A 21,722-nucleotide genomic window follows, 5' to 3' on the forward strand; every position below is an offset into this window, starting at 1 on the left:
CTTAAAGCCCCCTTCCACCATCAACATTCAGCACTGCGCCAGTAACCATTTTTGCATCATCTGTTAACAAAAATGACACAGCTGCGGTTATATCAGTTGGTGTCAGGAGTCTCCCCATCGGAACACTTTGCTTGAACACCGTTTCTTTCGCTTGTTCAATATTGGTGCCATCAGCCGCAAATTGACCAAGCATATTGGTATCACACGGACCAGGATGCACAGTGTTCACACGGATTTGATGCTCTGCCAGCTCAATTGCCAACGCCTTAGAAAAGCTTTCCGCCGCTCCTTTTGAAGCGATATAAGATTGCAGTCCAGGACGAGGCCTTACAGCAGAGATCGATGCGATATTAATGATGGAACCCTGCTGTTTCTGTTTCATATGTTGAGCCGCTTCACGGCATGTTAAAAAGAGCGTCGTCGCGTTGATATCCATGAGTTTCTTCCATTCATTTAAGCTGACTGTTTCGATAGGCGCAGCTTTTTGAGCAAGACCAGCTGCATTAACTAGTCCATCGACCTTCCCGAACTTAGACTGAGTATCTTCGAAAACTTGCTTGATATATCCTTCATCTAACAAGTCTCCTTCTTTCACAAGCAAATGCTCAGTTTTAATTTCTTTCAGGTTGTTTGTGTTAATATCACAGGCGGTGACCTTCGCGCCACTCTCGAGTAACATGTTTACTATGGAAAGGCCCATCCCGCCATTGGCCCCTGTAACAACGATAGAATGATCTCTTAATTTCATACGACAGCCCCCTGTAATTGTTTCACCACGTATTTCCTTATGGCAGCTCCCATTTCCGTGGTGGAATGATCTCCGCCCAAATCCTTTGTTTTAAACCCTTCAGCCAGCGCTTTTACTATAGCATTAATAATTAATTGATGTAGATCACTTCTGCCTAAATGTTCTAACATCAAAGCTGTTGACCAAATTTGAGCCATAGGGTTGGCGATTCCTTTCCCCGCTATATCCGGAGCTGAACCATGTACAGGTTCAAACATGGATGGGAACTCACCCGTTGGATTAATGTTTGCGGAAGGCGAGACTCCCAGCCCGCCGACTAAGGCAGATCCCAGGTCAGATAAAATATCTCCGAACAAATTCGAGGCAAATACTACACCGAATGACTGCGGCTTTTGAACGAACAGTGCAGCTAACGCATCAATATATACCTTTTCATAATGAACATCTTTATATTCTTTTGATACTCTTTCGACGACTTCATCCCAAAATTTCATCGTATGGATGACGGCGTTTGACTTCGTTGCATTCGTGAGCTTGACTCCTTTTTCCCTCGCCTGTTCAAAAGCGAATTGGGCAGCCCTCTTAATTCCTTTTTCCGTCATGATCGTGTTTTGAATAGCCACCGCTTCCTCCGTGTATTCGTAAAGCTTTCCTCCGGAATTGGAATACTCTCCTTCAGCATTTTCCCGAATAATTACAAAATCTACCGCATCACTGTTGATAAGCGGCGACTGTATGCCTCTAAGCTTCTTCACAGGGCGGTAATTGATATACTGTTGAAAATTTTTCCGAATCGGCATGATGAACTCCCATACTGTAACATCATCGGGAACATGCGCAGCACCCATAGCACCAAAAAGAATGGCGTCGAAAGAACGAAGCTGGTCCAGCCCATCTTCCGGCATCATTCTCCCATTCTCCAAGTAATAATTCGAATCCCAGAGAAAGCTCGTCATCTCACAGGAAAAAGACGGATCATACTCTTCAATGTCCTTAAGAAGAGCTACAGCTTCATCCATAACTTCGGGGCCTATACCATCACCAGGTAAAATAGCGATTGAAGGTTCCTCTATCATTTTGCCTCACCCTTTTCATTTAAAAAGTGGAGGGCTGTTTGGCGATAAATTTCAGTCGTTTCCGCCAGTTCCTCAATATCGACGTATTCATTGATTTGATGAGGAACCTCTCTGTCTCCGGCACCGATCGTAACGATCGGAACTCCCGCTAAGTGCAGGAAGGTTCCGTCTGTGGCACCCGGTACTCCATTGTAAACAGGTTCTTTATCGGTTACATTTTTCACAGCCCAGGAGACAGAATCGACGATAGCTTCGTTCATATCCGTTTCTGTCCATGGCCGGTCCTCGATTACTTCGAAATCCATTTGGAAATCTTCATCTTCGGCTGCCAGCTTATCAATGATTTCCTGCAATTCTATTTTAAAACCCTCATGATCAAACCCTGGAACTGTACGCACATCCAAAGTCGTCATACACTGTTCAGGAATAACATTAATTTGTGCCTCCCCTTTTACAGGCGCTTGCAGAATGGTTGGCGTAATACTAGGCCAGCCGAGCAATGGGTGCTTACCAAGGCGTTCCTGCTCTCTTTTCTCCAGTTTCTCAAGCTCCACGATCATTCGTGCCATTCTCCAGTTCGGGTTGATACCGCTCCATGAAATCGCCCCATGCGCCATTTTTCCATAGGCCGTCAGTCGAATTCTCATCGCACCCCGCTGGGTAATACATACTTGATTTTCTTCCGGTTCACAAATGACTGCTCCATCGACATCGTCTGCCCATCCTTGTTCAATGAAGTGCTTGATTCCGATCATCATGCCTTCTTCATCACAAGGGATACAGAGGATGATTTTACCGCTCCATTCCTCTTCATCCTGAAGCAGAGAGTGTACCGCTGTAATCATGCAGGAAAGGTTGCCTTTCGTATCATTTGTCCCTCTTCCATACATTCGGCCGTCCACAATTTCTGCACTGAACGGAGGGTAATTCCACTGCTCATGATCTCCTTCTGTCACCACATCTGTGTGCCCTTCAAACAACAGCGTCTTCCCGGGTTTACCTGAATCTATGATTCCTATGACGTTCGGCCGTCCAGGAACCACCTCTTCGACATGGACTTCAATGCCTAACTTCTCCAAATAGTCAGCTACAAAATTAGCTGCTTTTTCCTCGTTCCCTCCTTCAACACTTGGACGATAAACACTCGAAATTCGTACTAACCGCTGGGTTAAGGAAATTACTTCTTCCCGGTCCCGTAATATGCGTTTAGACTGCTCTGTTTTTATCATGAATTACATGCTCCTTTCTAAGCTATCGTAATTGCTGCCTGTACCTGCTCCTGCATTTTTTGCGGTGATTAAGCTGACTAAAATAAATGCCAGGAAAGACAAGACGACTGGCAGTACAACTGTATGCATACCAAATGCTTCAGGATAGAAGTTATGAAACAATGTATAAGATAAAATCCCTGTCAGCATCGACGCCAGCGCGCCATGCTTATTTCCTTTGCTCCAATAAAGGCCTAGTACAACCGGCCAGATGAATGCTGCTTCTAACCCTCCGAACGCAAAAAGATTCAGCCAGATTAGGAGATTAGGAGGATCAAGTGCCATCAGACAGACTGCGATTCCAAGAATAGCTGTCACACCCATACTCAGCTTTTTCACTTTCTCATGAGAAGCTTTCGGTTCAATATAATTCAAATACACGTCCTTTACTACTGAGGAACTGACTAACAGAAGCAAGGAATCGACCGTAGACATGATCGCTGCCATCGGTGCAGCCAGTACAATACCAGCCACCCAAGCAGGCAAAACTTCCAGTGCAATCAGCGGCATTACTTTATCTCCTACTTCTATGCCAGGAAGGATGGGACGTGCAAAAACACCAATTAAGTGCATAAAGAGCATGATAAAGCCAACAACAACAGTACCTATGATTAAGGCACGGTGCATCGCCTTCGAATTTTTATAAGACATCGCTCGGACGGTTACTTGCGGCAGCCCGACAACCCCTACACCGACAAGGAGCCAAAAGGAAGATACATAGGCCGCACTTAGATTGCCATCGAATCCGTAAGGCGTAATCAAGTTAGGATTTTCCGCTTGAAGATCAGCTACGATGTTTGAAACTCCTCCTCCTGCAATAACAACAGCTATCAACAGAACAAGCGTACCGACCAGCATGACGATGCCTTGCACAGCATCCGTCACAGCCACAGCACGGAATCCGCCAATAATGACATAGACCAGTACAGAAATAGCGAAGATGAATAATGCGCCTAAGTAGGAGATTCCCGTCAAAGATTCTATCAACCGGGCACCACCGACCCATTGGGCGGCCATTGCAGAGAACAAGAAGATGATAATACTAAAAGCAGAAGTCAGCACGACCCATTTGCTTTGATAGCGTTCTTTTAAAAAGTCGATCAATGTCACTGCGTTGTAACGCCGTGCCATGATTGCGAATTTTTTACCAAGGATCATTAATACGAAATAACCTGTAGCTACCTGCGACATCGAAAGAAGCACCCAGCCAAATCCTTGGGTATAAGCGACTCCAGGCCCGCCGATAAAGCTGCTGGCACTTCCGTAAGTCGCAATCATCGTCATCGCTAGAATGAAGCCGCCTAGTTCCCTTCCTCCAAGGAAATACTCAGATAAGAAAGAATCCGATGATTTTACGAACTTGCTCGCCCAAAATCCGATGAAGAAAATGACGACTAAAAATAATAACAGTGGAATAATGACAGCCCAATTCACGTATGATCGCCCCCTTCTTCATCAAAAGAAACATCAGTAAACCAAAATTTTACGATCACAATGACCAGCACTGACATCACTATAAACCCCAGAACGCAGCTATAGAAAAACCATGCCGGCAGTCCAAATACAAACGAATACTCTTCAGGTGATTTCGATCCCAGGCCGTAAGCAAAACCGAACCACCAAATAAAATTAAAAATAACCAGCCCTACACCCATTAAAGCCTCACGATGAGCGATCTTAAAGCGAGGATCTATCTTTTCTTTTTTCAAATCATTCACTCCTTTATTAGAAACAAGAATCTTGAATGGCCCGTTTTATGGCTCCGCTTAAAAAACGTACAGTTCCTTCATCAATTATTAAAGGGGGAGCAATAGTTAAGACATTATTAAAACCAGCAACCGTGTCACCATTTTTCCCTATTATCACACCAAGTTCTTTACACCTCGTAATTACTTTATTAATCCTTTCTTCTTCGAGTGGTATTCGGGAAGATTGATCCTTCACTAACTCGATTCCAATCACAAGTCCTTTCGAACGAATATCTCCTACATGAGGATGACTCTTCAGCTCAGCCAGTTCATCTATCAATTGCTTGCCTCGGATTCTTGAATTTTTCACTAAATTTTCTTCTTCAATGATTTCTATGTTTTTCAAAGCCAGGGCACATGCTGAGGGATTTCCGCCGAACGTGTTGACCGTACGAAAGTGATTATAATCCCCTTCCTCTTTAAAAGCATCATAAATGTCTTTTCGGACGGCTGTTGCAGATAACGGTAAATATCCGCTTGTCACACCTTTAGCCATCGTTATAATATCAGGGCTGATTCCTTCATGCTGAAAGCCAAACTTCTCTCCGGTTCGACCGAATCCCGAGATGACTTCATCTATGATCAGCAAGACACCATGCCGATCACATATATCCCTAACCTTCTTCAAGTAACCTTCAGGTGGAACAAAAACCCCGCCTCCTGTTATGTAAGGCTCCATGATGACTGCGGCCACCGTTTCGTCCAATTCCCATGTCATTGTCTGCTCGACCATATCTGCACATTCGTGATTACAGGTTGTCGGCTGCTTCCCTAATGGACAGTGATAGCAATCCGGCGGCACCGTATGAATAAATCCGGCCGCCAGCGGCTCATATTTATATTTCCGCTGAGCCTGGCCCGTGGCCGCAAGTGCTCCTAATGTCCCGCCGTGATACGCACGGTATCTTGAAAGAACTTTGTATCTCTCAGACTCACCCTTTTGGTGAAAGTATTGCCTCGCCACTTTAAAAGCTGCTTCGTTTGCTTCAGACCCGCTGTTAGAAAAAAAGAAAACATACTCATCATCCAGCCATGAATTAAGCTTTTCCGCCAACTCTATCGCAGGCTTATGACTATGAACAAGCGGATAATAAGACATCTCTACCATTTGATTATGAGCTGCCTCCGCCAATACTTCCCGTCCATAACCAACATTCACACACCAAAGTCCGCTCATTGCATCCAAATACTTATTTTGATCCGTATCTTCTACAAAGCACCCTTTCGCACTTTTTGCAATCAACGGATTCTTTCGAAAAGGAGTCATTCCATGCATGATGTTGTCGTGATCTCTCTCAATCCATGTTTTAACCTTATTCATTTCCGCCCTCCTATTCTGCTGAATTTACACAATTGTCAGCTCGGATAATTTCCCTTCTGCCCTGAATTTTTTTACAATTATTGTGAATATTTAAAATTCATTGTAATGTGTAAACCCTTACAATTCATTAGACACTATACGAATAGTTTAAGAAGAACATTTTACACAGTGTCCACTCAGAGGAGGTAAACCAAAGTGTCACGCCAACATTTAACTATTGAAATGATCCTCTCCATGCCATGTTTTCATAGGGCGAGTCTTATTGCCGGAAGAAAAGGGACAACCCAACCTGTCTTATGGGCACACATCCTAGAAGTTAATGATATATCAGCGCTGATCAATGGTGGTGAACTCATTCTCACCACGGGGATCGGCTGGAAAGATGATCCTCAATCAGCCATTAATTTACTTCGCCAATTAATAGAAAATAAAGCTTCTGGATTATGTATCGAGCTTTTTTCTCATACCACTGAACTGCCCGACCAAGTAATCAGGATAGCTGATGAACACAACTTTCCGTTGATTGTTTTTTATGAACAGGTCAGATTTATTGATATCACCAAAGACATCTATGACACCATTTATTATCCCGAACAAAATTTCAACAGTTCTCAGCAGCTCATACAATTTTGGAATACAGAAAAGCTGTCAGAACATGCATGGGCGTCCTTGTCTTTGGAAGATAATTTGCCTGGCTACTTCGTCCTTGTATTAGGAAATATTAATAATGAACAGCTTTATATGAAGGAAGATGAGTTGAGATGGATCTCCAGCCCTCTTCATTCTGTTCCTGCCACGTTTTTTATGTTCGTAGACCGCTATAAAGACACCAAAACTCTAAAAAAAAGAATACTGAATAAAATCCGTGCTCAAGTGCCCTCTGAGGCCACTATTCTTTTTGGAACACCTTTTCATACATATGAAGAATTAAACCAGTCACTGACAAGCCTAAAGAAGACAAAAACGATCGCCAATTATCATCTCTCAAAAAACAACCTTGCCTATGAAGATCTTCATATTGAAAAAATTCTTCTTCCGATCATCCAGAGCGGTCAAATACAACCACTGGTGGATGAGTATCTTGGCGACTTGATCATGCACGACCAACTCCATAATACTGAACTGATACTTACACTCGGCGTTTACTTAAAGTGCAGCTTAAATAAAAAAATGGCGGCAGACCATCTATTTATTGTAAGACAGACGCTCTACCACCGTTTAAGTAAGATTGAGGAGCTGCTTGGCAAAGATTATCTGGAAGGGGAACGAAAAATCGTTTTGGAAATTCTGCTGAGCTGGATGCTTAATGATGATGGATCTGATTATAAGAAGATAGCCTTGTTCCTCTAACAAAGAGATTATTCTAAATGAAAGATTGATTATTTTAAAGTATCGGGCTCACATTGTTAAATAAGATTTGTTTTATTCTTAAATAACGGCTGGCTCTTCTTAAAATAACCCATTCTCCCAAACAAAAAAGGTTCCTTTTTTAGGAACCTTAAGACTTTCGTCAATTTGCCTGCTTATTGTTTCAGTTTTATCTTTCTTACCACTTAGAAAGGAAGGAGGAATGTTTTTTGTTACTCCCAAGTCAAAGGGGACGAATACCGCGTGACTCTTTGGAAAAAAAGAATGATCTCCCTTTTCCCATTAAAATAATAGGACCATTAATTAAAAAGCACTCTCCATTTATAACTGTATAGACTTTATTCCTGCACACATAATAATAAAAAATGGAGTGAGTTATTCATGAAAATTATCCTCATTTTCTTTTTTACAACTATTATTATGCTAATGATCAATTTAGGGATCGATTTGATAATGGGCAGCTATAAGACTACAGCCATAAACAACCTCTTCAATCCTTTTTGGGTGATGAAACCCTTTGAGTACTTACTTCTCATTATATTATTTGTATGTACACTCGCCGGCCCGATCATATACGCTATTAGAGATAAGTACAAATCTTAATAGGACTTGAAATGCCTTCGGGTCAAGGCGATAACGAGTAAAAGCAAAGGAATCCCCATTTGAAAAGGGAGGTTAACATAAAAAGGAACGAATTCAAGGCCTTCTTTAATATGATCGACAAAACTACTGGCCATTGTCATGGAGGAAAATAAAATAACAAGACTGAATGGAAAGATTAACTGTTTATATGTGGGCACTCGGAAAAGTTCTGCAGCACTTATCAGCGCCACGTAAAAAAAGATGGCAATCTTGAAAAAACCACCGATTATGAGGGTCATGACAACTGCCACATCTAAACGCTGGAAAAGACCGGGCATATCAACCAGTCCTATGGCAGTCAACAATGGGAAAGCTGACCGGCTGGTTACATAAGCACCTAGAATAGCAATGTCCATCGCGACAACCCACGTTAAGAGAATTCCACTAAAACTGATGGCTGACCAGCCTGCCTTAAGGCCCAATTGAGGGCGATTTAAGTAAGGGAGTAACATGGCAAAAACAATCATTTCCCCAAATGGAACAGTATAGGTAACTGGGAGTGCCATCAAAACGGGGGCCCAGCCATTTTCCAAGATGGGGAGTAATTGATTAAAATCAATATTTCCGGAAACAAGAACCATAGTTGTTCCTATAAAGCCAATAAGCATTAAGAAGACAAAGAAAATTTCCCCCGTTCTTGCCAGCACTTCAATTCCCTTCCACAATACAAAAGCAATAGTGAGTATCATGATCGCATTAATCACAAATATAGGAGTATAGATATAAGTCGAAGCTGTTAATAGTTCGCCAAAATCGCGCAGATCCCTCGATGCAATATATAAAAAGTAAAACAAGTACAAGATCCCAAGGGCTCCTCCTATATACTTACCGAGTATTTGCTTTATATAGCCTGTCAGTGAAAGATCAGGATAGAGACGATAAAGCGCATAATATACGAGAAAAAACAACAGGCCGATGATTAACCCCAAAAATACAGCTATCCAGGCATCCTTTTTCGCTTCAACTCCCGGGTGAATAACGATAGCTGTCCCAATTTCGAATAAAACCATTAATATAAATAACTGCCAGCCGTTCACTTTGGCTTTTTCCACATCAGCTGCCCCTCTCTAAGGGATTTCAAAAAGTAAAACTATATTTAGACCACAAAATACTCACTCATAATCTTTGCCCGCTTTTATTTCTTTTCAAGGATTAAAGGGTTTGTTCTTAGACCCGTACCGCGAATGAAAAATTCAACCTTCACATCAACATCCAACTCGCTAAAAGTGTTTGACCAATCATCCTTCAATTTCTTCCATTCTTTTGGATCGCGTCGATTTATCACACCACCGAAATCAAAAATATCGCTTTGTTGTTCTTGAGCAAGCTTGACAGCTGCAGTCACTTCCTGTTCAATCTCTGATTCAAATTTAGTATTCAGCTTGGATATAACTCCAGGCTCAGTCAGATCTAACGGACACGCTGCCTCCTGCAAGGCTCCCTCTCCGCGGATATTTATTGTGATCTTCGGGTCACCGTTCCTTATCACTGCATTCAAATCTGTTTTAGTATTCCGAACTTCCACAGCCATAACTTCATCATTTTCATTACATGGAGATGTGACCACCGTTTTATCAATTTTATTTTTCACCCATGCCGCACCGTGAGCTTCCTTATCATCAAGCCAGCCTTTCAGTTTTCCATCCTTTAATAGAGCCAATCCTTTTATTTCAATAAAAGAGGATGGCGTAACTTGTTGATCTTTTACAGATTTCTGGCCCTCCTCTAGATTGCCGATCAGGGTGATCCCGTTTAATAAAGTTCCCTTGCTTTCATTATTCAATGTTTGAACTACTTCATTGATATTCTGTTCCGGATTTTCTCCCCACACTTCCGCTGTTTTTTTCGAGGTTTCCTGAATTTTCATCGCCGGAACTCTTTCCAATGAATTAAGCATACTTAAAATAGATTGGGCTTGAACATCTCTCGCAAGAAAAACACGGGAGGTTGATCGAAACCCGTAGAACCTTTCAGTAAAGTCCATAACTTCGATAAGCCCGTTCTCTTCTGCCAGACTTTCCCCGATTATAAGCACAACCATATGGGAGAAAGTAAGATTACGAGGAATTTTTGTTGAAATTTTCCTTGTGGTCTCAAATAAGGTGCTTCCTTCTACACTGTAGGTGACAACCGCTGGTCCCTCTCCACGTTGGGCGATTTCTCCACCACTTACATGTCCAGGGTTTACAATCTGATAAGAGACATGATATAGATCATCCTCCGTCTTATCGACTCCCATTCCTACCACCAATGCCACGTCCCCTAATTCATTTTGGTCCCAGCATCCCGTTAATAGAACCAGCCCCGCCACCAGTACCCCTAATAAAGGACGCTTAATTGTCATCTAATCACCTTTCTCTTCTTTAATACAGATTGTCATTCGGCGGAGGGGTTGGTTTTTGACCCTGATCCTGCCGTTTACTATTTTGCTGGCTGATCAGCCTTGGGCGATTTATTAAAGACCATAAAGGCTGGCGGATGATAGAATCCTTGATATCCGCCCAAACAACCGGTGCAAAAGGACTTAAATAGGGAATTCCAAATGAACGCAGACTGCTCAGGTAGGCAATGAGAATAAACAATCCCATAAAAACCCCATAAAAACCAAAACTTACAGCCAGGATCATTAATAAAAAACGTAATAGCCTTGGGGCAACCGTAATATTGTAATTAGGGACCGCAAAGCTCGCAATCCCTGTAAATGCGACCACAATAATTGTTGTTGCTGAAACAATCCCCGCTTGTACAGCCGCCTGACCAAGAACAAGGGCACCGACAATAGATACAGTCTGCCCTACCACACGGGGCATACGGAGCGCAGCCTCTCGTATAATTTCAAACGTAAACTCCATAATCAACACTTCGAAAAAAAGCGGAAAAGGCACACCCTCCTGCTGAGCAGCAAGACTAATTAATAGAGCCGTCGGAATCATCTGAGGATGAAAGGTCGTTAAGGCAATATAAAGGGAAGGCGTAAGTAAAGAAATCGTAAAGCAGATCAGTCTTAACAACCGTAAAAAAGATCCCATAAAAAAGTTTTGATAATAATCACCAGGGGATTGAAAAAACTGAATAAATAAAGCCGGGGCCACTAAAACAAAAGGTGTCCCATCCACGATGATCGCAATCCTGCCTTCAAGTAAATTGCCTACCACGGCGTCCGGACGTTCTGTATTAAAAATAGTTGGAAATAGCGTAAAGGGCTCATCCTGAATGTATTGTTCAATATATCCAGATTCGAGAATATCCGCGACTTCAATCTTGTTCAAACGTTTTTTTATTTCACGACAGACTTTCTCATTTGCTATTCCTTTAATATACATGACAGCAACGTCTGTTTTGCTCACGCTTCCAATCTGCATCGTTTCTAACCGTAAATTAGGGGTTTTAAGATAGCGTCGAATCAATGCTGCATTAGTACCAATTGATTCTGTAAACCCAACGTTTGGGCCGCGAACAACGAGTTGGGTCTTAGGTTCGGAGATTCCGCGGGTTTCCCCGCCCTTGGTGTCTCCGATAACCGCTTCACAATAACCGTCAACAAGGATGACCGTTTGGCCAGACAAAACCGCTAATAGTATTTCATTCCATTCAGTAACAAACTTGGTCTTTTCAATTGAATGTGCTTGTTTTTTAATAAATTCAAAAAGAGCAGGCCCCAAAGGACTCCCCTCAGATGAAGGGTTAACTTTTAAAGTTTTTGAAACAAATTCGTTGACGCTTTTCCTGTTCACTAACCCACTCATATAAACAACAGCCGTATCGATGGATGATTCTTCAAACATATCGAATGGACGAATCACTAAATCACTGCTGTCTCCCAGGTCCTTCTTCAATTTACTTAAGTTCACTTGTAAATTTACATCAAGAATGTTTTCTGTCTCTGATGTCGAATTTCTCTCTTTTTCAGTCTGTTTCTTTAGCTGATTCTTAGAGCTGTTCCATTTCTTCATTAGCCATTCCTCATTAAGAGACTTATGGTTTTATAATGCACAGTAGGATTTATTTTTAAACGTACTGGTAAGGGATAAGGAAAAGGTTCTGTTAAGGGGATTAAACCTGTCAAATTCATCAGCCTCCACTCCCACTGGACTCTGCTTTTTTATTATCCTTCACTCTCTTCTTAACCAGGACCCCGATTAATAGTAATAGCGGAAATATCAGCCCGTGCATAACTTTATACGGAAATACATTTATTACAAAAGTTTCAAAATACGCCACATCTGGATAAACAACGATAGATAACACAACCATCCCCATACCGAGCGGCAATAGCAGCGGACGATAATCATCGATATTTAAGAACTGAGCAGTTCCTACAGCTGATGCGTAATAAAGGATGATCAGCTTAAAAAAAATCGTCAGCATCCAAACGATTGCAACAATAATTTCAATCCCTTCTAAGAAGCCGGCAATATTTATCTTGCTGGCCAGTTCATAACTCGGATACGCATTCAACGCTGCCAGATCGCTTCCCAAAACGAGAATGCTGAACAATGTGATCATGACCAGCAAGCCTCCGCCAATCAGCAAGGCGAGAAACCAGGCAGTTTTGGCTTTCTCTTTTTCCTTCACCTGAGGAAAAATCATAAGAAATACGACCATTTCAAGAACCGGCGTATTTAAGAAAATAAAAGAAGCGCCTGTAATCGATTTTGCTCCACTGTCAAACATTGGCTGAAGATTTTGCAATTCAATTTGAGGGGTCAGCGCAGCGAACATAAATACCAGCAGCAGGAACGTCCAAGTAATGAAAATCTCCGCAGATCTCCCCATTACTTCAATTCCCATACGCGCTCCCCAAATCACAACGAGTAAAAATAAGATGTGAGTGAATTGCAGCGGGGTCTGGATCATGATCTGTGTGGTCATGAAATCACCAATATTCCTTAAAACCAAAGAGGCCAGTAAATAAATAAAGGCCAGATGAAAAACACAAATGATTCGTCCAATCCACTTTCCGTATACATCTATTGCGGCCTCCACAAACGTTTGGTTCTCAAGGGTTATCCCAATCTTGTGATAGAGAAGTACTAATAAAAATCCAACCCCCAACCCAAGCAATGAGGCGATCCAGGCATCTTGTCCCGCTTTTGCTGCTAAAGGAGTAGGGATAATGATGATGGAACTCCCTATTAAAAATAATATGACCAGGTACATAAACTGCCGCGGGCTGATGGTCTTGTTATCCATCGTAAATCCCCCTCTCTTTTAATCGGGAAGGATCCTGCAGTAAACACAGCTCCTCTCACTAATTGAATATCTTATCCAGCCATGCATTGACCGGAGCATAGTACCACTGAATGAGGTCAGCAGGGTTTGGAAGATTTGTTCCTATTGCTTCTAGGATGCTGACCGTAGTCGCTGCAGCCAGCAGTATACAAAAATAAACGATATCTTTCTTTTTCTTTTCGCGCTTAAGTTTAGGTACTTCTATAAAAAAGATACCTGCCGCTGTAAAGACAATCGCCATGATCGGCCACATACTCTCTCATCTACCCTTCTTTTATTGCAGGCTGTGCGGTTGTGCCCTTTCTTCGAATATCCGTAGACACATCAACTTTGACATCGAGCTCTGGGAAATGTTCATCCCAGCTTTTTTCGACCTTTTTCCAATACTTTGGATGCTGCCGGTGAATGGAATTTCCAAATCCGAAAATATCACTCTTATATTTCTCCTGGGCACTATCAATCGCCAATTCCATCCGATCTTTCAGCGTCTTTTCAAGCTGTTCGTCTAATTTCTTAATAGTTTTTATTTTACTCAGGTCTATATCGCATTGAACTTCCCCTACATTCGCTTCAGCTTCCAGGGAAACTATAATAGCAGGTTTCTCATTATTCATTTCCGACTCGATGGCTGCTTGTGTCCTTATAATCTCAATGGCTACCTTTCCTTCGCCTTCTTCACATGGAAGATTAACGATCGTACCTTTTACGTTTCCAGCAATATCATTATAGCCCTTGCTTTCATCCTCATTCAGCCAGCCAATTAATCGATCCCCTTTAAAAATAGCAAGGTTATCGACTTCGAGTCTGGTGGGGGAATCTATATTTTCTACATTGCTGATATTATTGCCGATTTCTTCACTCCCTTTCATCGTCACTCCGGTCATCACCGGATGGATTCCTTTACTGTGTATGTCAGAAATGACATCATCAATATTAACTCCGTGTGTAGCTGCCCAGCTTTCTTCTGCATTCTTAAGAGTGTCCATCACTTTATTGGCAGGTATTTTTTCATAGGCCGTAATGACACTGAGGATGTCTTCAACATTTGAATCTTTAGCCACCGTAAGAAAAAAACTAGTGCGCATATTATGATCCCTGTAGAGAAAATCCAAAGTTGAAAGAATTCCTTCTTCAGCAAGAGCTGAACTAAGGACAACTAAACGCAGCTGAGACAAATAAACTCTTCGGGGAGACGTCGTAGTCATTTTTCTTAAAGCCTCAAACAGCGTGTCACCTTCTTCTTTGTACAGAGATACGGGAGGCCGGGTGGAAGGAGCTTCTGTCGCAATTTCAGAAGGGTTGATCAGCTGAACATAAACGACATATTTGCCCTCCTCCGTTTTATCAATCCCTAACGCCACGCCGATTCCGAGATCATCCATCTCTCTGCTGTCCCAGCATCCGCTTAGAAAGACAAGACACGCAGTCAACACAAGAAAAACAGAGGTTAACTTCTTTTTCATTGTGAGCCCCCCTTACCCTGCGCCGGCCCGCTTGCTCTTGACTGATTACTATGAGCTGTAGTTTGAGGCCTCGAAAATAATCTCCAGTGTGGAAAACGTACAAGTACATCCTTCTGATCCTTAGCAACAAGCGGTGCAAATGGTGACATATAGGGAACCCCAAACGACTTCAGGCTGCATAGATGAAGCACGATCGAAATCATACCTAGAATGATTCCATATAAGCCGAAGGTCGCTGCTAAAATCATCAGCAGAAAGCGAAGCATCCTGATCGAAATCGCCATGTTATAGGAAGGAATGACGAAGCTGCTGATGGCTGTCATCGCAACAACGATAACCATTGCAGGAGACACTAATCCCGCTTGTACCGCTGCTTCACCCAGTACGAGCGCACCAACGATAGAAACCGCCGAACCTACAGGTCTCGGAAGCCTTACCCCGGCTTCCCTCAGTACTTCAAAGGTAATCTCCATCAATACCGCTTCGGCAAACGCCGGAAAAGGCACCCCTTCCCGCTGGGCCGCTAAGTTGATAAGCAGCGGGGCAGGAATCATTTCCTGGTGGAACGTAGAAACCGCGATATATAAAGCAGGCAAAAATAAGGCCACAATAAACGAAAACAACCGCAGCATCCTGATAATTGTTCCAATGTCAAAACGCTGGTAGTAATCTTCACTCGACTGCATGAAATTAACGAATAAAGCCGGAACAAGAAGCACATTCGGCGTCCCATCCGTTATAATTGCTACTCTTCCTTCAAGAAGGCCTGCAGCAATCGAATCCGGACGTTCTGAATAGTAAACCCTGGGAAAAGGAGAGTAGGGACTATCTTCAATGTATTCCTCGATATATCCGCTCTCAAGCACCCCATCGATGTCAATCTTATCAAGTCTTGCATGTACTTCATCGACAATGCTCTGATCCGCTGTATCCTTAATATAAACAACGACGGTATCCGTCTTCGTCATCCGGCCGATTCTTTTCGCATCCATTCTGAGGTTAGGGTCTCTAATTTTCCTGCGGAGCATGGAAGTGTTGATCCGCAGTGTCTCCGTAAACGCCTCTTTCGGCCCGCGGATAACACCCTCTGACGTGTTCTCCTGAACTCCCCGGTTCACCCACCCCTTCGTACTGGCAGCAAACCCCTTCTTCTCATGATCCAGCAGAACAATCGTTTCACCAGACAAAAGCTTCAGCAGTAAATCATCAAACTGTGAGGTTTCCGTAAGTTCCCCAATCGGAAGCGCAGAATCCTTAAGCGTCTCATAGACATGTCGAAAAGAAAGTCCTGATTTAGGGGCTTCCAGAAGTAACGCATCCATAATAAAATGCTGCACCGTATTTTTATCCACCATGCCATCGATGTAAATAACTGCACAGCTCTTGCTTTTGTCCAAAGTAAACCGGCGCACTACAAGGTCTGAGCTCTTACCTAGCGTTTCCTCAAGGAATGTAAGGTTATCCTCCAGATCCTTAAAGAGCGGCTTGGCAAGACTCTCATCGACTTTGGCCGTAACTTCCTGAGATTGTTGTTTCTTTCTGCGCTTCATGTTCATGCCCCTTTGAATAGTGCTTTGCTTCTTAGCATGTACAGTAAATGGATAAGTTATGAATTCTTGGACGTAATGGACAATTTCTGAAAAGAAACTCCGAGAATTAATTTTTTGTTTGATTAATTATGGAAGGTAGGAAATTCACTCCCTTTTCGCGGACGAAAGGTCAAGTCTCCTTCTCGTTCCTCGCTATGGGATCTTGCCCGCACGTTTTTCCGCAGGAGTGTCGCGAACTTCCTGACCCACCAGACCACCATTCTACAGAGCAAAGATTATAAAAAAGCCCGCCCTCTTGCCAAACTGGCGAGGGACAGGCTTTTTTTGTTATCTCATATCAATAATTTCTGAAGTTTTTTAAACACCATAACTGGGTTATGAGTAAATTCTGTTAAAGAATCACTCACTTCATAACCCTCTTTGTTGCTTATGATCAACCTATCGTATGGCTTATCAATTTTTATCTTACAGTCTCCCACGATAAATGATGTTATCCCTGTGGAAGTATCTAAATAAGTACTGTCTAACTCTGTTCTTACTCTCTTCGTGTACCTTCTTAAGAACCTCCATAGTTTTAATTCGTCTTTTGATTTCATAAACAACTCTGGAAGATCCTTAGCGTTCTTTAAAATATTCATGGTCGTAATGGCATAAACTCTTATACCATACCCAACAGGCCGAATGGTTTCTTCGAGATTTCTCCAATAATCAACATGGAACTTTACATACCATTGATTTGATTGACTAGGAACCTCCGTAATACTCGACCTCTTTACGATTTCAGCATTGGATATTTCCCCATAATAAGTGATTCCATTGGGTTCATTGGATTCTTTTGCTTCAGTTTGTTTAATATAAAGAGCGATATACTTCGCTTCCTGCCAACCTTGCGATAATTGTTTTACAGGAATATGATAAAAACATTCTTGCTTATGAATAGCTAGACGTCTAGCGTCCTTAACTACCCCAACTAAAACCTTCTCTTCTAATGAAGATTCCCAGTGCTCAATCGCTCCTTTAGGTAAAATTCCTTGATGCTGTAAATCCTCAGGACTGCTTTCCACTAAACGCTCCACAAACTGCTCAACGAGTCTTGTGGTATTAGGCAGAAAAGGGAAACCTCCGATATTTACTTCATTAATGCTTTTATAAAAATGATGGTTGTCATAGTTGTCTTCGTCCATCCAAGGAAATAACACGTAAGCGCCAAAAGCGTGGCGTTCATATGGACCATCATTCTTATATACCCAGGCATCTCGATAGCGGTGCATCGTATTGATATCCGCTTCCATCGGTCCAGGTGTTAGTTGTTGAGTACGAGGAGGGCCAAAGTCAATCCGATACTTAGCGTCAAAAATGTATTGATAATCGTAAGAGTGTCCTTTTTTCTGGATGGTTAGCATAATGTCTGACTTTTGCCGAACCGTTGGGGGATCTTGATGTCTCTCCTGGAAGCTTAGAGTAATCAATTCATCAGTACTTGAATGTTTAAATGTTCTCTTAGCCGTTTTGCTTTGATCAAGATCTACAAAAAGGCCCTTTTGTTTAATTTTGATAATATCCTGATCTATAGCGATATATTTTTTATGTAGGATCTGCCCCATTTTTAAATAAGTCCAGTATTCATATAGTGTGGCGACATCCTTTACGGACATTTTAAAAATCTCGCCTTGTAGGGTGAGTCCTTGAGAAAGGATGAGATAAATCATGTAAGCATCACGATAGCCTTGCTTCATTTGTATCACTAAGCTTAATACTGAACGATCTAACTTACTAATTTGCCTCCAAAAGGAACGTTGAACAATAGCTTTTAATTCTAGGTCCATCTTTATTGACTGCTCCAAAACTTTAGTGTCGGCATCTGGGTTATTTCTAGAATACTTCTCTAATTTTAGGATTAAATCTTGAACCTTTTCTTGAAGGCGATAAACCATGAACTTTACGAATCTATTCTCTAACGTATCGTAGGAGAGACTCTTCTTAGCATTTAGTCCTTTTTCGGGCATCTTCGTACTATTGCCGATCTCTATTCCTTGAGCGGTTTCCTTAAAAAGATGTGGACGCTTCCGCAAGTAACGCCTCGATACATTATCCATTCTCTTTAATTGATCCCCTCGAACCGAACGGTATTCCGTAACTAAGTTATGATGAGGCTGTCTTTCTATTTGCTGTACAGCTTGAATAAAACGATGATAATAATGAGTTAGCAACCGATAAAATTCAACAATGGATGGTTCCTTTGAGGAAATTTTCGATGCCCCAAGAAACGTCTTTTTCATAAAATGAAACACCAAATTATAAATTTCCTCACTTATTTCATCTAATAAGCTCTGATAGTCCTCCTTGTAATCGAGCTTAGTAGGAAAAAGCTCAATCGTAATATGAGCAAGTGTGTGATTTTTGTCATGTATTTCAAACTCAGTTAAGCCCACCTCATTCATAAACTGAAGCTGTCCCATCAAAAAACTTAAATTACCGACTGTTTCTTTACTTACAGACTTACGAATCAGCGGGTGTTCATGATAAAAGAATAACTCTTTATCCGTTTTAGAGATCACCACGATTTGATAGATCTCATTTTCAAAAAAGATTGGCGGTAAGTCATCTGCCGGAAGGTTTACTAACCTTTCCTTAATAGGATGAAACACTTGAATATTTGCTTTATCTAGTCCGTCGACTTTTAAAAGCATGGATTGTTGATCAAGCTTCGTTTTCTCTTTATATTGCTTCAAGCTTTCAAAACGACGATTGAATGGTTTCCCTTTGATATGAAGAGAAAATTCTTCATGTTCCATAACTAATAATTTTATATCGTTAGCATTAGACATCCTACCGCCCCCTTTCTATACAATCATCCCAGCCAGAATGATGTGAATCCATTTTGTTGCTGGTTTCTATACATCGTCTCAAGCTTCTGAGCTGACAAAGGATAACGTGCATCTTGAATGCTCGCCCCGGCATAGTTTAAGTCTTGGCCTGTACAAAAATGAAATAACTCTTCAATCATATTCGCTGTTTGAGCATCACTTCCATTTAGTTTAGGCAAAACCTTCTGGAGCAGTTGTCGATCAAAAGCATCCTTCGGCTCCATAAGATCGGATTGCTGATTATAAATCATGTAGTAGCATATCTCATCACGAATACGATAACCAAAATGGGCACTATTCTTTTTTAGAATCTCATTTACTTGAATGAGCTGCTCAGTTGTTTGTCGAATTAATTTTTCATGAGTAGGAAATGCATCCTTCAGAGTGATAAATTGTGGTTTTATAGAATTATTATCTACCTTCGCTGAGGCAACCTCTGCCTCTTTAATGAAATCAGGAAAGAAATCTAAAGCTACATCATTAAATTCCATCGTATTCGCACGATCTAACACCTTTGAGCTAAAAGGATGTGTGGTTTCGTCCATATTAACAGTTCCTATAATATACACATTTTCAGGAATAATAACTTGATGATTATAGGATTCAGGAGTTGGAATTTCAGACGTTACGATTTTCCCGTTTATTTTTTTACGACTCTCCATTACGCTTAAAAGGTCGCTAAAATAATATTCAACTCTAGCTAGATTCATCTCATCTAATAAAACGAAATAAGGTTTATAGAGGTTTAACTCAGCATCTATAAGAACTTCAGTTAAAGGACCAGGCTTAAATTCCCCTTTTATATCTTCAAAACCTATTAAGTCTGACCCATCACTCCAGTCCGGTCGTACAGGAATAAGCGAGAACCTTCCGTTTTCCTCTGTGGCCCCTAGACTAGCGGCAAACTTCTCAACGATCTTCGTTTTACCAGTTCCTGAGATCCCTGATAGAATAACAAAAGGCTTCGTCTTTAATGACAAGTACAAGCTTTTTATCTCTTCTTCTTTATAGTAAAGGCCTTCAGATTTAATATAATGATAGATATGACTAAGCAGTTCAGAATCTGAGTCGAAATGATCGAAATCCTCAATAGGTGTTTTATTTTCGATCGTTATTTTCTCTTTAATGGCTTTTGGTAAAAGCTCTTTAAATTGATTAACTAACTTCAGAACAAACGAATCAGAGACAGTATAAAAATACCCTTGTTTGACATCACCGTTGCGGTCAAAAGGACCCGTTTCTTCTTCACGCCATTCTAGTGGAATCTCACTCTTATCTATCCCTGGATTCATCTCATGATATTTCACCTTTAATAAATTGCCCTCTTCTTGCCAACTATCATTCCCAAATGGCTTTTGACTTGTTACAGCAGGCTCTATCACTTCACAAATGGAATGAATCGTTCCTTGAGAATACGCAAAGACTATATCTCCAAGATTAGCTATTAATAGATCAGTGTGATGAGCTAATGGTCTCCCATTTTTGTTAGCTTTAGGCGCCCATAAAAACCCACCTTCTTTTTCACCTTTCTTTGTCTGTCCCTGATTTACCCACCAGTATTGTCTATCCTCTTTCGTAGATTCCATATGAATCACATTCCAATCCTCGTCGATTATTCGAGCAAATTTTAGCCATTGGATAATATTTTTTGTTCTATACTCTGCGACCGACTGCTTAATGCGGGTCCCATCCTTCGAACTAACCACTGTTAAATAGGCCACTTCATATAAGACTTCCTGTTTTTCCTTTATGCTATAATCTCGCATATGCGTAAGCATGTCATAAACCATATGTACATAAGGGGTACTTAAGATCCTCTTCCTAAGCTTAGGAAGAGAAGTATCATTTTCGATAAGGTTATATTCATTATCCAAATAACCGAGAAGTCTTAAGCTTTGTCTTGCTCGAGATTTTAATCTCCGAACACTATCTTCTTTAAAAGCTTGCGTAATAGTTGAAGCCGTATATTTTTCATCTACAAGATCTCTAAGTAGACTCAATACCTGCTCTAAAGTGCTTTCGGGTAAATCTAACGTATCGAATTGTTTTATAGAAACTTTATTTTCCTTTGATTCCACAAAGGGAAGGTTTGCTAAGAAACCCAGAAAAAAAGAGTGTCGCATTCCTAATTCAGTAAAATCTCCATAAGCACACGTTCTCTTCTCTTGTAGAATTTCTAATGATCGGTCGAACCATTCTTTTTTTATAAGAACAGAAGGATCGTTGGTCATGCCATTCTGAAACTTACTTCTAGAAGCTTCCGTTTCAACATTTATTCCTTCTTCGTTGGCAGACACAATTTTATTTACAGCTTTTTGTTGAAGTGTAGTAATTGTGTCTAGTTGTTTAGCAAAGTCAAAAACAAACCTTTTAAGCACGCCATCCCCTCCTACACTCTTTCCTTGATATCAATTATTTCAAATACTAGTCATTAACTCA

The 21,722-nt window shown here is 41.3% G+C and carries 16 protein-coding genes; 1 reads left to right on the top strand and 15 read right to left on the bottom strand.

Annotated features, from left to right (window positions below):
* Window position 1: 1 nt before the first annotated feature.
* Genes HUS26_RS13505 through HUS26_RS13530 form a run of 6 tightly spaced genes read right to left on the bottom strand, consistent with a single transcriptional unit; the run spans window position 2 to window position 6,161 of the window.
* Window positions 2–748 (bottom strand): SDR family NAD(P)-dependent oxidoreductase, encoded by a 747-nt coding sequence (locus tag HUS26_RS13505; protein ID WP_173917653.1) that lies wholly within the window; start codon window positions 746–748, stop codon window positions 2–4.
* A complete protein-coding gene (locus HUS26_RS13510; RefSeq protein WP_173917654.1) occupies window positions 745–1,824 on the bottom strand; it encodes a tartrate dehydrogenase in 1,080 nt (359 codons plus the stop codon). Before HUS26_RS13510 ends, HUS26_RS13505 begins: the two co-directional genes overlap by 4 nt.
* On the bottom strand, window positions 1,821–3,053 hold the full coding sequence (locus HUS26_RS13515) for a M20 family metallopeptidase (protein ID WP_173917655.1): 1,233 nt from the start codon (window positions 3,051–3,053) through the stop codon (window positions 1,821–1,823). Before HUS26_RS13515 ends, HUS26_RS13510 begins: the two co-directional genes overlap by 4 nt.
* A gap of 3 nt (window positions 3,054–3,056) precedes the next feature.
* Window positions 3,057–4,526, bottom strand: a complete 1,470-nt coding sequence (gene panF / locus HUS26_RS13520; protein WP_173917656.1) for a sodium/pantothenate symporter — start codon at window positions 4,524–4,526, stop codon at window positions 3,057–3,059.
* Window positions 4,523–4,801 (bottom strand): YhdT family protein, encoded by a 279-nt coding sequence (locus HUS26_RS13525; protein ID WP_256371067.1) that lies wholly within the window; start codon window positions 4,799–4,801, stop codon window positions 4,523–4,525. The genes panF and HUS26_RS13525 overlap by 4 nt, the downstream gene beginning before the upstream one ends.
* Window positions 4,802–4,817: 16 nt before the next feature.
* Window positions 4,818–6,161 (bottom strand): aspartate aminotransferase family protein, encoded by a 1,344-nt coding sequence (locus HUS26_RS13530; protein ID WP_173917657.1) that lies wholly within the window; start codon window positions 6,159–6,161, stop codon window positions 4,818–4,820.
* A 195-nt stretch (window positions 6,162–6,356) separates the two neighbouring features.
* Between HUS26_RS13530 and HUS26_RS13535 the strand changes: the two genes are divergently transcribed.
* Window positions 6,357–7,511 (top strand): PucR family transcriptional regulator, encoded by a 1,155-nt coding sequence (locus HUS26_RS13535; RefSeq protein ID WP_173917658.1) that lies wholly within the window; start codon window positions 6,357–6,359, stop codon window positions 7,509–7,511.
* Between the two features lie 617 nt (window positions 7,512–8,128).
* On the opposite strand, the gene HUS26_RS13540 is transcribed toward HUS26_RS13535, so the two are convergent.
* The 9 genes from HUS26_RS13540 to HUS26_RS13580 form a co-directional block, all read right to left on the bottom strand.
* Window positions 8,129–9,223: a GerAB/ArcD/ProY family transporter gene (locus tag HUS26_RS13540; protein WP_173917659.1), complete on the bottom strand. Its 1,095-nt coding sequence runs from the start codon at window positions 9,221–9,223 to the stop codon at window positions 8,129–8,131.
* An 83-nt stretch (window positions 9,224–9,306) separates the two neighbouring features.
* Window positions 9,307–10,515 (bottom strand): Ger(x)C family spore germination protein, encoded by a 1,209-nt coding sequence (locus tag HUS26_RS13545; RefSeq protein WP_173917660.1) that lies wholly within the window; start codon window positions 10,513–10,515, stop codon window positions 9,307–9,309.
* A gap of 19 nt (window positions 10,516–10,534) precedes the next feature.
* On the bottom strand, window positions 10,535–12,124 hold the full coding sequence (locus HUS26_RS13550) for a spore germination protein (protein WP_173917661.1): 1,590 nt from the start codon (window positions 12,122–12,124) through the stop codon (window positions 10,535–10,537).
* A gap of 118 nt (window positions 12,125–12,242) precedes the next feature.
* A complete protein-coding gene (locus tag HUS26_RS13555) occupies window positions 12,243–13,364 on the bottom strand; it encodes an endospore germination permease (protein WP_173917662.1) in 1,122 nt (373 codons plus the stop codon).
* Between the two features lie 58 nt (window positions 13,365–13,422).
* Window positions 13,423–13,656: a hypothetical protein gene (locus tag HUS26_RS13560; protein ID WP_173917663.1), complete on the bottom strand. Its 234-nt coding sequence runs from the start codon at window positions 13,654–13,656 to the stop codon at window positions 13,423–13,425.
* Between the two features lie 10 nt (window positions 13,657–13,666).
* On the bottom strand, window positions 13,667–14,866 hold the full coding sequence (locus HUS26_RS13565; protein ID WP_173917664.1) for a Ger(x)C family spore germination protein: 1,200 nt from the start codon (window positions 14,864–14,866) through the stop codon (window positions 13,667–13,669).
* Window positions 14,863–16,416, bottom strand: coding sequence for a spore germination protein (locus HUS26_RS13570; RefSeq protein ID WP_173917665.1), 1,554 nt, complete (start codon window positions 16,414–16,416; stop codon window positions 14,863–14,865). The genes HUS26_RS13565 and HUS26_RS13570 overlap by 4 nt, the downstream gene beginning before the upstream one ends.
* A gap of 332 nt (window positions 16,417–16,748) precedes the next feature.
* Window positions 16,749–19,244 carry a restriction endonuclease-like protein gene (locus HUS26_RS13575; protein WP_173917666.1) on the bottom strand — a complete coding sequence of 832 codons (2,496 nt, stop codon included), beginning with the start codon at window positions 19,242–19,244 and terminating at the stop codon, window positions 16,749–16,751.
* 23 nt (window positions 19,245–19,267) lie between these two features.
* Window positions 19,268–21,661, bottom strand: coding sequence for an McrB family protein (locus tag HUS26_RS13580; RefSeq protein ID WP_173917667.1), 2,394 nt, complete (start codon window positions 21,659–21,661; stop codon window positions 19,268–19,270).
* Window positions 21,662–21,722: the final 61 nt, after the last annotated feature.

It is taken from the genome of Halobacillus sp. Marseille-Q1614, assembly GCF_902809865.1.
Lineage (GTDB): Bacteria > Bacillota > Bacilli > Bacillales > Halobacillaceae > Halobacillus_A.

Bases quoted from the DNA above. Each gene is read 5' to 3' on its own strand.
- HUS26_RS13505 (WP_173917653.1), bottom strand. From the start codon at position 748: ATGAAATTAAGAGATCATTCTATCGTTGTTACAGGGGCCAATGGCGGG.
- HUS26_RS13510 (WP_173917654.1), bottom strand. From the start codon at position 1,824: ATGATAGAGGAACCTTCAATCGCTATTTTACCTGGTGATGGTATAGGC.
- HUS26_RS13515 (WP_173917655.1), bottom strand. From the start codon at position 3,053: ATGATAAAAACAGAGCAGTCTAAACGCATATTACGGGACCGGGAAGAA.
- HUS26_RS13530 (WP_173917657.1), bottom strand. From the start codon at position 6,161: ATGAATAAGGTTAAAACATGGATTGAGAGAGATCACGACAACATCATG.
- HUS26_RS13545 (WP_173917660.1), bottom strand. From the start codon at position 10,515: ATGACAATTAAGCGTCCTTTATTAGGGGTACTGGTGGCGGGGCTGGTT.
- HUS26_RS13550 (WP_173917661.1), bottom strand. From the start codon at position 12,124: ATGAAGAAATGGAACAGCTCTAAGAATCAGCTAAAGAAACAGACTGAA.
- HUS26_RS13555 (WP_173917662.1), bottom strand. From the start codon at position 13,364: ATGGATAACAAGACCATCAGCCCGCGGCAGTTTATGTACCTGGTCATA.
- HUS26_RS13560 (WP_173917663.1), bottom strand. From the start codon at position 13,656: ATGTGGCCGATCATGGCGATTGTCTTTACAGCGGCAGGTATCTTTTTT.
- HUS26_RS13565 (WP_173917664.1), bottom strand. From the start codon at position 14,866: ATGAAAAAGAAGTTAACCTCTGTTTTTCTTGTGTTGACTGCGTGTCTT.
- HUS26_RS13570 (WP_173917665.1), bottom strand. From the start codon at position 16,416: ATGAAGCGCAGAAAGAAACAACAATCTCAGGAAGTTACGGCCAAAGTC.
- HUS26_RS13575 (WP_173917666.1), bottom strand. From the start codon at position 19,244: ATGTCTAATGCTAACGATATAAAATTATTAGTTATGGAACATGAAGAA.